Source organism: Enterobacter quasihormaechei (assembly GCF_004331385.1).
Taxonomy (GTDB): Bacteria; Pseudomonadota; Gammaproteobacteria; order Enterobacterales; family Enterobacteriaceae; genus Enterobacter; species Enterobacter quasihormaechei.
Genome location: NZ_SJON01000001.1, coordinates 122329 through 136247, shown reverse-complemented (window position 1 = coordinate 136247; position 13919 = coordinate 122329). Strand labels below are relative to the sequence as shown.

The window sequence follows — 13919 nt, the reverse complement described above, 5'->3', positions numbered from 1 at the left end:
GAAATGTGATGCGGTTAACTTGTGCATCAGTATTACGTGAGATATACGGAAGTAATAGTGAATAGATGATAATTATTGTTCCGGGTTTTCCATGCGCCAGCTTAACCGTCTTAACCAGTATCAACGTCTGTGGCAACCCTCCGCCGGCGCGCCGCAGCAGGTGACCATCAGTGAACTTGCCAGCCGCTGCTTTTGCAGCGAGCGCCACATTCGCACCCTGCTGCGCCAGGCGCAGGAGGCGGGCTGGCTAAGCTGGCACGCCCGGTCCGGACGAGGAAAGCGAGGGGAGTTACTTTTTCACGTCACCCCGGATTCGTTGCGTAATACGATGATGGAAGAGGCGCTGAAAAGCGGGCAGCAGCATAACGCCCTGGAGCTGGCCCAGCTCGCGCCTGAAGATTTGCGATCGTTGTTGCATCCGTTTCTGGGCGGGCAGTGGCAGAACGATACGCCAACGCTGCGTATCCCCTACTATCGCTCGCTGGAGCCGCTTCAGCCGGGGTTTTTACCTGGCCGGGCGGAGCAGCATCTTGCGGGACAGGCGTTCTCTGGCTTGACGCGTTTCAACGGTAACAGCAGCGAACCTACGGGCGATCTGGCGCATCACTGGGACGTTTCTGCTGACGGCCTGCGCTGGCATTTCTATATTCGCTCCACCCTGCACTGGCATAACGGCGATAAAATAGAGACGTCGCAACTCCAGCAAAGCCTGACGGCGCTGTTATCGCAACCCGGCATGGGCACACTTTTCCGGAGCGTCCTTCGCATCGAAACCACGCATCCACAGTGCCTGACATTTATTTTGCATCAGCCTGACTACTGGCTGGCGCACAGGCTGGCGACCTACTGTAGCCGTCTGGCGCATCCCCGTCTCCCCGGGGTTGGCAGCGGCCCCTTCCGTCTGAGCGTTTTTGAGCCCGAGCTGGTGCGTCTGGAAAGCCACGAGCAATATCACCTCAGCCATCCGTTGCTTAAGGCTATAGAGTACTGGATCACACCGCAGCTTTTTGACTACAGCCTGGGTACCAGCTGCCGCCACCCGGTGCAAATCGCCATTGGTCAGGCCGACGAGCTGGCCAGTCTGCGGCTGGTGAGTAACAGCACCAGCCTGGGCTTCTGTTACCTCACGCTGAAGCAGAGCGCGCGCCTGAGCGAGCTTCAGGCAAAGCGGCTGATTAATATCATTCATCTCTCAACGCTTCTGCACACGCTTCCGCTGAACGAAGGGCTTATCACGCCTACCGAGGAACTGCTTCCCGGCTGGGCGATCCCCCAATGGCCTGATTTAACCGACGTTGCGCTGCCAGAGGCATTGACGCTGGTTTACCACCTGCCGGTTGAGCTTCATACCATGGCCAGCCAGTTAAAAGCATACCTTGCGCGGCAGGGTTGCGAACTGACCGTCATCTTTCACGACGCCAAGACGTGGGACGGGTGCCAGCCGCTTGCCGAGGCAGACATGATGATGGGAGACAGACTGATTGGCGAAGCGCCGGCGTACACGCTTGAGCAGTGGCTCCGCTGCGATGCACTCTGGCCGCATCTGCTGAGCGCACCGGCATACGCCCATTTACAGGCCACGCTGGATGCGGTGCAGATGCAGGCCGACGATCGTGATCGACACGCAGGGCTTCAGGCCATATTCAGCCGGTTAATGGAAACTGCCGTCCTGACGCCGCTCTTTAACTATCAGTATCAAATCAGCGCGCCTCCGGGCGTCAACGGGATACGCCTTAACACCCGCGGCTGGTTTGACTTCACCGAAGCCTGGCTCCCTCCCCCAAACGCGTGAAGAAGCTGGTCGCCGCTGTAGCCAGGCGTTAACATGACGCTTTTACCGTAACTGTCGAGATGATCTATGAAACGTGCCGTCGTCGTGTTCAGCGGAGGACAAGATTCCACAACCTGCCTCATTCAGGCGCTTCACCAGTATGATGAAGTTCACTGCGTCACTTTTGATTATGGACAGCGTCATCGCGCTGAAATTGATGTCGCTCGTGAACTGGCCCTGAAACTGGGCGCCCGCGCGCATAAAGTGCTGGACGTGACGCTGTTAAATGAACTGGCCGTCAGCAGCCTCACCCGTGACAGTATTCCGGTCCCTGATTACGAGCCGGATGCCAGCGGCATTCCGAATACCTTCGTGCCGGGCCGCAACATTCTGTTCCTGACCCTGACGGCAATCTATGCCTACCAGGTAAAAGCCGAAGCGGTAATTACCGGCGTGTGTGAGACCGACTTCTCCGGTTACCCGGACTGCCGGGATGAGTTCGTAAAAGCACTCAATCACGCCGTGGATCTGGGAATGGCAAAAGAGACCCGCTTCGAAACGCCGCTGATGTGGCTGGATAAAGCCGAGACCTGGGCGCTGGCCGACTACTGGGGCAAGCTGGATGTGGTTCGCAACGAGACCCTGACCTGCTACAACGGCATTAAAGGAGACGGCTGCGGCCAGTGTGCCGCCTGTAACCTGCGCGCAAACGGGCTGAATCATTATCTTGCGGATAAAGCGGGCGTGATGGCCGCAATGCAGAAAAAGACCGGGCTGAAATAGGGCTATCTGACCGTGCTGTCGAACAGTTTTACGCCGGCAGCACGGGTAATTTTCATCAGAGTAGACAGCGTTGGGTTGCCGTTATCAGACAAGGTTCGGTATAGCTGCTGACGTGACAAACCCGATTTAGCAGAAATTTCTCCGATGCCGCCACGGGCCTCAATGACCTGACGAAGCGCAATGAGATAGGCAGGGATCCCCTGATCTTCATAAATCTCTTCCAGTGCAATCTGAAGATACAGTTGAGCATAGGAAGGGTTCTCGCGAAGCATTTTTACAACGGCATCGTGATGACTGACAGAACTTGAATATTTTCGTTTAGGCGTGCCCATCTGTTTTTCCTTGAGAAAGATGATCTTTCAGATATTCTACCGCCTGCTTAACATCTGCTCTTTGACGCTTCTTGTCGCCACCGATGAGTAACAATAAGACATTCTGATGCTCTACGGCAAAATAGATCCTGTAACCGGGACCACAGTCAATTCGCATCTCCCAAACACCTTCTCTTAGGTATTTGTAATCGCCAAAATTACGTTTTATTGCACGGTTAACGCGCATAAGGATCCGTAAAACGGTCTCCGGATCCTTACGCCTCGTTTTTGCCACCCACTCCTCAAACGGCACTTTTCCATCACGGGTCCGGTAGCGTTCAACAACGTAGTCCCTGTTCATTATTTTATCCCTGAAAATCCTTTTTGTCTTTTATAAAAGACAAAAGTCTACGCGATCATCAGCTCCAGCTTTTCGCGCAATTCTCCTTCAAGCGGCAACGCTTTCTGGGTTTTGAGATCGATGCAGACAAAGGTGATCAGCGCGTCTGCCACCACCTGTCCTTCAGGCTCCAGCGTGACGACCTGGCTCAGCACGCCGCTTTTGCCATTCAGCTGTTGTACCTGACTGGTCACGGTAAGCACATCCCCCAGCACGGCCGGACGACGATAATTAATGTTGATGTTGGCGACCACAAACGCGATGTTGTGTGCAGTCAGCCACTGGAAACTTTCGCTGTTCTCCAGGCCGTCCCAGCGCGCCTCTTCAAGAAACTCCAGGTAGCGGGCGTTATTGACGTGCTGGTAAACATCGAGGTGATAACCACGGACTTTGATTTGTGTTTGCATAGCGCAATAGCCTTTCGTTGTTATAGGATCAGAGGTCATAACTGGTATGACCTCTTTATCCTGGCAAATTTTTGCCGCAGTGCAAGTGATTACGCGATTACAATGTCAGGTGTGCGAGATTGCGCTCAACCAGCGCGCTGCCCATCCCCGGGACCTGCTTGAGATCGTCAATGGTTTTAAAGGGGCCATACTCTTCGCGATAGCTGACGATGGCCTGCGCTTTTTTGAGCCCTACGCCATTCATCGCCCGGGCCAGCTCCTCCGCAGAGGCAGTATTGATACTGACTCGCGTACCCTCGTCCTCGGCCGCTTTGGTGCTGGCCGTCGCGTTGGCTTTGACATGACCTTGCGACGTCGCATCCGCCTGGTTTTGTACAGCCTGCGCTTTAGCGGCGGGGGTTGCAGCCAGCGCTCCCGCACTCATCCCGGAAGTGGCAATCGCCAGGGTAATTAACAGTGCTTTGATTCCAGATTTCATGCTGCTTTCTCCTTGTTTGTTGACAGCCACGCCACGATAGCCTCACGGAGAAACAGGCACAAACAGCAGTTTGCAGAAATGGAAAAGGCCGCGAAAGCGGCCTTTAGTTTTTGCAGAGCGTTACGAAAATCTGCGAGCAGGTACGAAATTATTGCTCCTGGGTAACCACATCACCCAGCTTGATTTTGGCTTCTTTACGCAGGTTGCTCATCATCGCTTCGAAAGCAATCTGAGCATTGTTCTGGGTAATACCCTGAACCATAGCCTTCTTCTGCGCGTCCGGCAGCGTGCCGGCTTTCACTTCATCCAGCGCCAGAAGAACCACATTACCCTGCATATCGGTCGTGGTACTAAAGACAGGTTTGTCCTTCGCCGGTAGGCTCAGACCAAACGCCGCCTGGCTGACAGGATCCTGACCGGTACGGCTCAGCGTTTTGGCTTCGCCAAAGCTCAGGCCAGCCGCCTTCATCGCATCACTCTTACCGGCTTTCAGATCGGCCAGAATTTTCTCTGCATCCAGTTTTGCCTGCTGTGCCGCTTTATTATGTTTCACCAGCGCCACCACCTGATCTTTCACTTCCGCCAGCGGTTTCACCGCCTCGGCTTTGTGCTCGCTGACGCGCAGAACAAACGCACGGTCACCGTCGACGGTAATGATGTCTGAGTTGCTGCCCGGCGTACCGTTCTCGCCCACCAGCCCCCCATTGAAGATGGCATCAGAAACCGGTTTGAAGTTCAGTTCTTCCGGCAGGTTTTCGTGGCTGAACCAGCCCGTCTCAACCGCTTTAACGCCGGCAGCCTGCTCCGCGCCCGCCAGTGATTCGTTGTCGTTGCTTGCGGCATCGCTCACTTTCTGTTGCAGCGCATAGAAGGCGTCAAGCGCTTTCTCCTGCTTCACTTTCGCAGCGATATCATCCCGCACCTCAGCCAGCGGCTTGGTTTTTGCCGCAGTGATATCGTCAAGGCGCGCCACCAGGAAACCAACGGAGGATTTGATCACGCCAGACAGCTGGCCTTTCTCTTTCAGGCCGGCGTTTTTCAGCTCATCCGGGGTGGTTGCGTCTTCCAGCCAGCCCATATCCCCGCCGTTTTTGGCAGAAATAATGTCGGTGGATTTTGCTTTCGCCACGGTCGCGAAATCTGCGCCTTTGTTCAGCTCGTCCAGCACGGCTTTAGCTTCTGCTTCCGTTTTGGTCTGGATCACGCTGTAGCGGTTACGCTGCGGCTGAGTGAACTGATCCTGATGCTGATCGTAATAAGACTGGATCTCCGCGTCAGTCGCGTTTTCCTGCATCGCCGCCGCGTCCAGCTTGATATAGCTTACGCGGAACTGTTCAGGAGAGATGAAGTTGTTCTTGTTTTGCTCGTAGTAAGCATTAACTTCAGCGTCGCTGACCTGCTGTTTCGCCGCCAGCGCGTTGACGTCAATCGTCGCTTCGCGCACCACGCGTTGCTGCGCCACCAGCGCCGCCAGCTCTTCCGTTTCGCCTTTCAGCATGAAATCGGTACCCACCACAGCGTTGATCAGCTGTTGCGTGGTCAGCTGGTTACGCAGCGCCTGCGCGTACTGGTCAGCCGTCATACCCATCTGGTTAACAATGCTGTTATAGCGCGCGTTGTCGAACTTCCCGTTAGACTGGAAAGCCTGCGTCGAGAAGATGGCTTTTTTGACCTGCTCATCGCTGATGCCCAGACCCAGGCTTTTCGCGTACTGGTCCAGCAGCGCTTCGTCAATAAGACGGTTCAGCGTCTGCTGACGCAGGTTTTTCATATAGCCTTCGTTGGCTGCGAGTTCAGAGTATTGGTCGCCCAGCTGCTGCTGCATGCGGTTACGTTCACCAGCAAAAGCGTTCTCGAACTGCCCACGGCTAATTTCCTGGCCGTTCACTTTTGCGGCGTAGTTCGCGCCACCGCCGATGAGGTAACTACTCACACCGGTCAATATGAACGACACGATAATGATACCGAAAATAATCTTGAGCACGAGACTGTTAGCAGCCGTGCGTAAGCTGTCCATCATGGTGTAACAACACTCCGCTGTAGGTGACTGGTTACCTGACGCTGACGGAAAATCCTGACCGTCGCGCGTAAAGGCGTATTGTGACAAGAAAACAGGGCAATTGTCAGCCCACAACTCGCATAAACTCGCACAAATCAGGCCTGGACAAACAAAAAAGGCACATCAAACGATGCGCCCTTGTACTTTTCAGCTTCCCTTAAGCGGGAAAGCAATCAGTTTACTGCGTCTTTCAGCGCTTTACCTGCACGGAAACCCGGCACTTTAGCGGCAGCAATGGTGATCTCTTTACCGGTCTGAGGGTTGCGGCCAGTACGGGCAGCGCGCTCTTTAACCGCAAAAGTACCGAAGCCTACCAGTGCAACGTCGTCCCCAGCTTGCAGAGATTCAGTAACAGAAGCAATTAAAGCATCTAAAGCACGTCCAGCTGCAGCTTTAGAAATATCAGCACCCGCAGCAATTTTGTCAATCAGTTGAGATTTATTCACTGTTCTCTTCCTCTCTTTATAATTTATATCGCACCTGAATCCTTCACAGCGCGACCGCGCAGCAGTTATATCAGTCCTGCTATGACCTTACAACACCCGTTGTTGATGGCTTACCCAATCAGCAATCTAAATTAGCTATACAAAAAAAGGCTGGCAAGTACGAAATGACTTACCAGCCTTGTTTTTATTGGCGCTCTTTGCGCGAGGTCACTATTTTGCGGTTACAACCTGCATTCCGGACGGTTCATTTTGCAGTGCGAGAGTCAGAACTTCCTCAATGCGTTTCACCGGATGGATCTGCAAATCAGCAATAACGTTGTCCGGAATCTCTTCCAGATCGCGTTTATTCTCATAAGGGATCAATACGGTTTTGATCCCACCGCGGTGTGCCGCCAGCAGTTTTTCTTTTAACCCGCCGATTGGCAGAACCTGGCCACGCAGGGTGATTTCACCGGTCATGGCCACATCGGCACGAACCGGGTTACCCGTCAGGCAGGAAACCAGCGCCGTACACATGGCAATACCCGCGCTTGGGCCATCTTTCGGCGTCGCCCCTTCCGGAACGTGAACGTGAATGTCGCGTTTTTCGTAGAAATCAGCGTTGATGCCCAATTTCTCCGCGCGTGCGCGCACCACGGTCAGCGCCGCCTGGATGGACTCCTGCATCACTTCACCGAGCGAGCCGGTGTAGGTCAGCTTGCCTTTGCCCGGCACGCAGGCGGTTTCGATGGTCAGCAGATCGCCGCCCACTTCCGTCCATGCCAGACCGGTCACCTGACCCACGCGGTTTTCGTTGTCCGCGCGACCATAGTCGAAGCGCTGAACGCCGAGATAAGCATGCAGATTGTCGCCGTTAATCACGATGTGTTTCAGGCTCTTATCCAGCAGCAGCTGTTTCACCGCCTTACGGCACAGCTTGGAGATCTCACGCTCAAGGCTACGCACGCCCGCTTCACGGGTGTAGTAACGAATGATGCCCACAATGGCGCTGTCCTCAACGGTCAGCTCGTTAGCTTTCAGCGCGTTACGCTCAATCTGCTTCGGCAGCAGGTGCCGCTTAGCAATGTTCAGCTTCTCGTCTTCCGTATAGCCGGACAGACGGATCACTTCCATACGGTCCAGCAGCGGTGCCGGAATGTTCATGGAGTTGGAGGTCGCCACGAACATCACATCGCTCAGGTCGTAGTCGACTTCCAGATAGTGATCGCTGAACGCGACGTTCTGCTCTGGATCAAGCACTTCCAGCAGCGCCGACGCCGGATCGCCACGCATGTCCGAAGACATTTTGTCGATCTCATCGAGCAGGAACAGCGGGTTTTTGACGCCCACTTTCGCCATCTTCTGAATCAGCTTGCCCGGCATCGAACCAATATAGGTACGACGGTGGCCGCGGATTTCCGCTTCATCACGCACGCCGCCCAGCGCCATACGGATGTACTTACGCCCTGTCGCTTTGGCGATGGACTGACCCAGAGAGGTTTTACCCACCCCTGGCGGTCCGACCAGGCACAGGATCGGGCCTTTGATTTTATTCACACGGCTCTGTACCGCGAGGTACTCAAGAATGCGGTCTTTCACGCGTTCCAGGCCGTAGTGGTCGGTATCCAGGATCTCCTGGGCCTGACGCAGGTCTTTTTTGACCTTGCTGCGGGCATTCCACGGAACCTGTACCATCCACTCAATGTAGCCGCGAACAACGGTCGCTTCTGCCGACATCGGAGACATCATTTTCAGCTTCTGCAACTCGGCTTCGGCTTTCTCTTTTGCCTCTTTCGGCATTTTCGCCGCGTCGATCTTACGCTTCAGCGCTTCGTTTTCATCCGGCGCGTCGTCCATCTCGCCGAGCTCTTTCTGAATGGCTTTCATTTGCTCGTTCAGATAGTACTCACGCTGTGATTTTTCCATCTGCTTTTTGACGCGGTTGCGAATGCGCTTCTCAACCTGGAGCAGATCGATTTCAGACTCCATCATCGCCATCAGGTATTCCAGACGTTCGTTAACGTCGGACATTTCCAGCACGGACTGTTTGTCAGCCAGCTTCAGCGGCATGTGTGCAGCGATGGTATCCGCCAGACGTGCAGGATCGTCGATGCTGTTCAGCGACGTCAGCACTTCAGGTGGGATTTTCTTGTTCAGCTTGATATAGCCTTCAAACTGGCTGATCGCGGTGCGTACCAGCACTTCCTGCTCGCGCTCATCCAGTTCCGGTGAATCAAGGTACTCCGCCTTCGCAGAGAAGTGCTCGCCATCATCTGACAGAGTGGTAATACGCGCACGCTGTAAGCCTTCCACCAGCACCTTCACGGTGCCGTCCGGCAGCTTCAGCATTTGCAAAATAGAGGCCACGGTCCCGACGGTGAAAAGATCGTTTACACCCGGCTCATCCGTTGATGCTTCCTTCTGCGCCACCAGCATGATTTTTTTATCATGATCCATGGCGGCTTCGAGGCAACGGATAGATTTTTCCCGCCCTACAAATAAGGGTATGACCATGTGCGGATAAACCACCACATCGCGCAACGGCAATACGGGGATTTCAATGCGTTCAGAACGCTCAGGATTCATAGAGCTCTCTCTTAGTTTAGTGTCCGCCAGGTAAGCTGGTCATGTCACTGTGCTTCACACAACCATTAACATGTAATCCAGTATATGGGGATGTTTCCCATACATTCAACGTCATGAATACGGAAAAAGTAAAGGGGAGATAAAATCCCCCCTTTTTGATTAACTGATTGTATGAGTTGGTGAATTATTCGCCAGATGCCTGCTGCGCTTCCGGTTTGCCGTAAATCAGCAACGGCTTGGTCTGGCCACCAATGACGGACTCGTCGATCACGACTTTTTCGACGTCTTCCATAGAAGGCAGATCGTACATCGTGTCGAGCAACGCTGCTTCTACGATAGAACGCAGACCACGCGCGCCGGTTTTACGCGCCATCGCTTTCTTGGCAATCGCGTCCAGCGCTTCGTCACGGAATTCCAGCTCAACGCCTTCCAGATTGAACAGCGCCTGATACTGCTTGGTCAGCGCGTTTTTCGGCTCTTTCAGAATCTGAATCAGCGCGTCTTCGCTCAGTTCATTCAGGGTCGCCACCACCGGCAGACGGCCGATAAACTCGGGGATCAAACCGAATTTGATCAGGTCTTCCGGTTCTACCTGCGCCAGCAGCTGACCTTCGTTTGGTTTTTCAGACGTGGCTTTCACCGTTGCGCCAAAACCAATGCCGGAGCCGGTTTCAACACGGTGAGAAATCACTTTATCCAGGCCTGCAAACGCACCACCGCAGATAAACAGGATCTTGGAGGTATCAACCTGCAAGAACTCCTGCTGCGGATGCTTACGCCCACCCTGTGGTGGAACAGCCGCAACCGTACCTTCAATCAGCTTCAGGAGCGCCTGCTGCACGCCTTCGCCCGATACGTCACGGGTGATGGACGGGTTGTCTGACTTACGAGAGATTTTGTCGATCTCATCAATATAGACGATCCCACGCTGGGCTTTCTGCACGTCGTAATCGCACTTCTGAAGCAGCTTCTGGATGATATTTTCAACGTCTTCACCCACATAACCGGCTTCGGTCAGGGTCGTGGCATCCGCCATGGTGAACGGAACATCCAGCAGGCGCGCCAGGGTTTCCGCCAGCAGCGTTTTACCGGAGCCGGTCGGCCCGATCAGCAGAATGTTACTTTTACCCAGTTCCACGCCATTGCTGGTATCGCCGTTACGCAGACGTTTGTAGTGGTTGTATACCGCCACCGCCAGCACTTTTTTCGCCTGTTCCTGACCAATGACATAGTCGTCGAGGTGGTGGCGAATTTCGTGTGGCGTTGGCAACGCGCTGCGCTCACGGTGCGGCGCGACTTCTTTAATCTCTTCGCGAATGATGTCGTTACATAAATCGACGCATTCGTCGCAGATATACACGGACGGCCCGGCAATCAGTTTACGCACTTCATGCTGGCTTTTGCCGCAAAAAGAGCAGTACAGCAGTTTGCCCGAACCATCTTTGCGTTTATCTGTCATGAGTCCAAACCTCTTTTTAAGTTCTATGTGCCGCACATGACGACGCAAATGCCATTCTCAGACGCGAGCTGCTTACTGGCAACGTGCCGCCCTACCTTAGTATAGCGGCACACTCGCGTCGCGGGCATCAATTACGATGGGTCAAAATGGAGTCGACTAAGCCGTACTCAACTGCCTCTGGTGCAGAGAGGAAGCGATCGCGCTCGGTATCGCGCTCGATCTGCTCAAGAGGTTGACCTGTATGCTGCGCCATAAGTTCATTCATGCGCGATTTTACTTTCAGAATTTCTCGGGCGTGGATTTCGATATCCGTCGCCTGACCCTGGTAACCACCCAGCGGCTGGTGAATCATCACGCGGGAATTTGGCAGGCAGAAACGCTTACCTTTCGCCCCTGCGGTTAACAGGAAGGCACCCATGGACGCCGCCTGCCCCATACAGATGGTGCTGACGTCCGGCTTGATGAATTGCATGGTGTCATAAATAGACATGCCCGCCGTAATCACACCGCCTGGCGAGTTGATGTACAGGTAAATGTCTTTTTCCGGGTTTTCCGCTTCCAGGAACAGCATCTGCGCCACGATCAGGTTAGCCATATGGTCTTCCACCTGGCCGGTCAGAAAGATAACGCGTTCCTTGAGCAGACGGGAATAGATATCGAAAGAACGCTCACCGCGTGAGGTCTGTTCAATAACCATTGGCACCAGCGCCATATGGGGTGCAAAGTTATCTCGTTCGCCACTGTATGACATTTCCGTCTCCTGGTTCAAAATTGAAAACACCTGCTGTACTGATTGTAACCTTATGGACGGATTATCAGCCAGTCTCAATCATCGTGATTACATACTAATGGGGGTCGCCACGCCCTATTTCAAGCATAACAACGTTTTGTTGTAACGCTAACACTGAAAGGGCGTTTTAGCACCCTTCCAGAACTCAAGCTGCGATAAAAAAAACCCGTCGCCGGAGGGCAACGGGTTTTTTGTTCAAACTTTAAACCGTTGGGGCGAAATTACGCCTGCTGGTTCATCAGTTCGGTGAAAGAGGTCTCTTTTTCGGTCACTTTAGCTTTCGCCAGTACCGCTTCAACAGCCTGCTCTTCCAGTGCGACGTTGCGCATGTTGTCCATCAGCTCTTTGTTCTTACCGTAGAACTCGATCACTTCTGATGGATCTTCGTATGCAGACGCCATCTCTTCGATCAGGCCTTTCACACGCTCTTCGTCAGCTTTCAGCTCGTGGGTACGGATCACTTCACCCAGCAGCAGGCCAACAACAACGCGGCGTTTCGCTTGCTCTTCAAACAGCTCGCGCGGCAGTTCCATCGCTTGCTGCTGGTTGCCACCGAAACGCTGTGCAGCCTGACGGCGCAGAACGTCGATTTCGCTGTCGATCAGGGCAGCAGGAACGTCGATCTCGTTCGCTTTTACCAGACCTTCAATCGCCTGAGATTTCACACGGTTACGTACAGCGCCGTTCAGCTCGCGCTCCATGTTCTTACGCACTTCGGTACGCAGGCCCGCAACAGAACCATCTTCCACGCCGAAACGCTTGATGAATTCTTCAGTCAGTTCTGGCAGTTCGCGCTCTTCCACTTTCTTCAGGTTGATGACGAACTTCGCTGCTTTACCTTTCAGGTTTTCAGCGTGGTACTCTTCAGGGAAGGTCACGTCGATGGTGAACTCTTCGCCCGCTTTGTGGCCTTTGATACCGTCTTCGAAGCCTGGGATCATACGACCCTGGCCCATCGCCAGTACGAAATCAGACGCTTTACCGCCTTCGAACTCTTCGCCGTCTACAGAACCAGTGAAGTCGATGGTTACGCGGTCTTCCGCGTCAACAGCGCCTTCTTTTTCTTTCCAGTTCGCCTGCTGCTTACGCAGGGTGTCCAGCATGCCGTCAACGTCTTCATCGGTCACGGAAACGATCGGTTTTTCAACTTCGATAGATTCCAGACCTTTCAGCTCAACTTCAGGGTACACTTCGAACTCTACGGAGTAGGTGAAGTCTTCGCCCTGCTTGTATTCGCCTGGAACGTAGTTCGGCGCGCCGGCTGGATTGATTTTTTCTTTGATGATCGCGTCGATAAAGTTACGGCTCATCAGTTCACCCAGCACATCCTGACGCACGGAAGCGCCATAACGCTGAGCAACAACATTCATTGGTACTTTGCCCTTGCGGAAGCCGTCAATACGTACTTTTTTTGCTACGTTGACCAGCTCGCTTTTCACAGCAGTTTCGATGCTGTCAGCAGCGATAGTAATCGTTACACGGCGGCCAAGGCCTTGAGTGGTTTCAACTGAAACTTGCATCTTGTTACCTCAAAAAAATCACAGTGCTCGGTCAACTCTGAATCTGTCTGTTATACCGGGATGCTCTCTTATGTGCAGATTCACATTCCCTGTCGCCAGAATCATCCCGAAGACATTCATTAAGACGCGGCATTATAGCGGCATCACTTAGGTGAGTCGAGAACGGTTGGCGTATGTAGCTGCGGCTTTTTTCACACTTTAAGGCTATTTTTAGCCTCAAAAACGCACCATCCGCTCAAAACTCAGACAAAACAAAACGGCCCGAAGGCCGTTTTGACGAAATCTGTATGCAACATACTGGAAAAACTCCGGCGGTTGCAAATCCGATTTATCAGGCGATGGTGCCTGCACCGCGACAAGGCGGAGATGCGAATACCGTATCCTGTAGCCCTTCCCACTCCTTAATGGTGTAAGTGTGCAGCGCCAGCGCATGTACGGTTGTGGAGAGTTCTTCCGTCAAGGTGCTGTAGATCAGGCGGTGTCGGTTCAGGAAACGTTCTCCCGTGAAGCGATCGCTGACCAGAACCACTTTGAAGTGGCTTTCAGAACCTGCCGGCACGTTATGACGATAGCTTTCGTCGACAACTTCGAGAAACACAGGGTTGAACGCTGCCCTTAATTTTTCTTCTATCTGTTCACGTATCATCATGAAATCACTCCTCCGACAACGCTAAGATGTCACCCATCCCTTTAAATATTAGCCGCTTTTACCGTTTCCATTACACCTTGACAACAAATATTTAGCTTTCGTCTGATTTTCTCAGTCAAACGAATGAAGTTCACTATGAAGTTCATACGTTTTGTCACTCACAGGCAGAGAAAAGCGGAAAGCTGGTCAGTTTTCGGACAAGGCGATGAATTTACATGCGTTGACCACTTCCACTGGCCGTTGGCGATGTTATGATGGCGGCAATTTTTCTCTATTTGCTT

At 53.3% G+C, this 13919-nt stretch carries 12 protein-coding genes and 2 pseudogenes; 3 read left to right on the top strand and 11 right to left on the bottom strand.

Annotation, left to right across the window (positions count from 1 at the left end; translation table 11 throughout):
- Nucleotides 1-91 precede the first annotated feature (91 nt).
- The gene (locus E0L16_RS00645) at nucleotides 92-1792 is read left to right on the top strand and encodes an SgrR family transcriptional regulator (RefSeq protein ID WP_131636080.1); all 1701 of its coding nucleotides are present in this window, start codon (nucleotides 92-94) and stop codon (nucleotides 1790-1792) included.
- Nucleotides 1793-1858: 66 nt separating this feature from the next.
- The gene (gene queC, locus E0L16_RS00640) at nucleotides 1859-2554 is read left to right on the top strand and encodes a 7-cyano-7-deazaguanine synthase QueC (RefSeq protein WP_045142053.1); all 696 of its coding nucleotides are present in this window, start codon (nucleotides 1859-1861) and stop codon (nucleotides 2552-2554) included.
- Nucleotides 2555-2556: 2 nt separating this feature from the next.
- On the opposite strand, the gene E0L16_RS00635 is transcribed toward queC, so the two are convergent.
- From E0L16_RS00635 to E0L16_RS00620, 4 genes are all read right to left on the bottom strand, one after another.
- Nucleotides 2557-2886 carry a helix-turn-helix domain-containing transcriptional regulator gene (locus E0L16_RS00635; RefSeq protein WP_131636079.1) on the bottom strand — a complete coding sequence of 110 codons (330 nt, stop codon included), beginning with the start codon at nucleotides 2884-2886 and terminating at the stop codon, nucleotides 2557-2559.
- The gene (locus tag E0L16_RS00630) at nucleotides 2873-3226 is read right to left on the bottom strand and encodes a type II toxin-antitoxin system RelE/ParE family toxin (RefSeq protein WP_131636078.1); all 354 of its coding nucleotides are present in this window, start codon (nucleotides 3224-3226) and stop codon (nucleotides 2873-2875) included. Before E0L16_RS00630 ends, E0L16_RS00635 begins: the two co-directional genes overlap by 14 nt.
- Before the next feature lie 47 nt (nucleotides 3227-3273).
- Nucleotides 3274-3672, bottom strand: a complete 399-nt coding sequence (locus E0L16_RS00625; RefSeq protein ID WP_063451689.1) for a YbgC/FadM family acyl-CoA thioesterase — start codon at nucleotides 3670-3672, stop codon at nucleotides 3274-3276.
- 97 nt (nucleotides 3673-3769) lie between these two features.
- The gene (locus E0L16_RS00620; protein ID WP_131636077.1) at nucleotides 3770-4150 is read right to left on the bottom strand and encodes a helix-hairpin-helix domain-containing protein; all 381 of its coding nucleotides are present in this window, start codon (nucleotides 4148-4150) and stop codon (nucleotides 3770-3772) included.
- Between the two features lie 70 nt (nucleotides 4151-4220).
- Between E0L16_RS00620 and E0L16_RS22305 the strand changes: the two are divergent.
- Nucleotides 4221-4412, top strand: a pseudogene (locus tag E0L16_RS22305) (hypothetical protein); the annotation flags it as partial.
- Here E0L16_RS22305 and ppiD read toward each other — a convergent pair.
- From ppiD to bolA, 7 genes and pseudogenes are all read right to left on the bottom strand, one after another.
- Nucleotides 4368-6167: pseudogene (gene ppiD, locus E0L16_RS00615) on the bottom strand (peptidylprolyl isomerase); the annotation flags it as partial. The pseudogenes E0L16_RS22305 and ppiD sit on opposite strands and share 45 nt — an antisense overlap.
- 215 nt (nucleotides 6168-6382) lie before the next feature.
- Nucleotides 6383-6655: a nucleoid-associated protein HU-beta gene (hupB, locus tag E0L16_RS00610; protein ID WP_002444653.1), complete on the bottom strand. Its 273-nt coding sequence runs from the start codon at nucleotides 6653-6655 to the stop codon at nucleotides 6383-6385.
- 210 nt (nucleotides 6656-6865) lie between these two features.
- Nucleotides 6866-9220, bottom strand: a complete 2355-nt coding sequence (gene lon / locus E0L16_RS00605) for an endopeptidase La (protein WP_063451692.1) — start codon at nucleotides 9218-9220, stop codon at nucleotides 6866-6868.
- Nucleotides 9221-9404: 184 nt separating this feature from the next.
- Nucleotides 9405-10679, bottom strand: coding sequence for an ATP-dependent protease ATP-binding subunit ClpX (gene clpX / locus E0L16_RS00600; RefSeq protein ID WP_006809879.1), 1275 nt, complete (start codon nucleotides 10677-10679; stop codon nucleotides 9405-9407).
- Between the two features lie 127 nt (nucleotides 10680-10806).
- A complete protein-coding gene (gene clpP, locus E0L16_RS00595) occupies nucleotides 10807-11430 on the bottom strand; it encodes an ATP-dependent Clp endopeptidase proteolytic subunit ClpP (protein ID WP_063451693.1) in 624 nt (207 codons plus the stop codon).
- Nucleotides 11431-11690: 260 nt separating this feature from the next.
- The gene (gene tig, locus E0L16_RS00590; RefSeq protein ID WP_063869062.1) at nucleotides 11691-12989 is read right to left on the bottom strand and encodes a trigger factor; all 1299 of its coding nucleotides are present in this window, start codon (nucleotides 12987-12989) and stop codon (nucleotides 11691-11693) included.
- A gap of 331 nt (nucleotides 12990-13320) precedes the next feature.
- Nucleotides 13321-13638, bottom strand: a complete 318-nt coding sequence (gene bolA / locus E0L16_RS00585) for a transcriptional regulator BolA (protein WP_003859051.1) — start codon at nucleotides 13636-13638, stop codon at nucleotides 13321-13323.
- Between the last annotated feature and the right edge of the window lie 281 nt (nucleotides 13639-13919).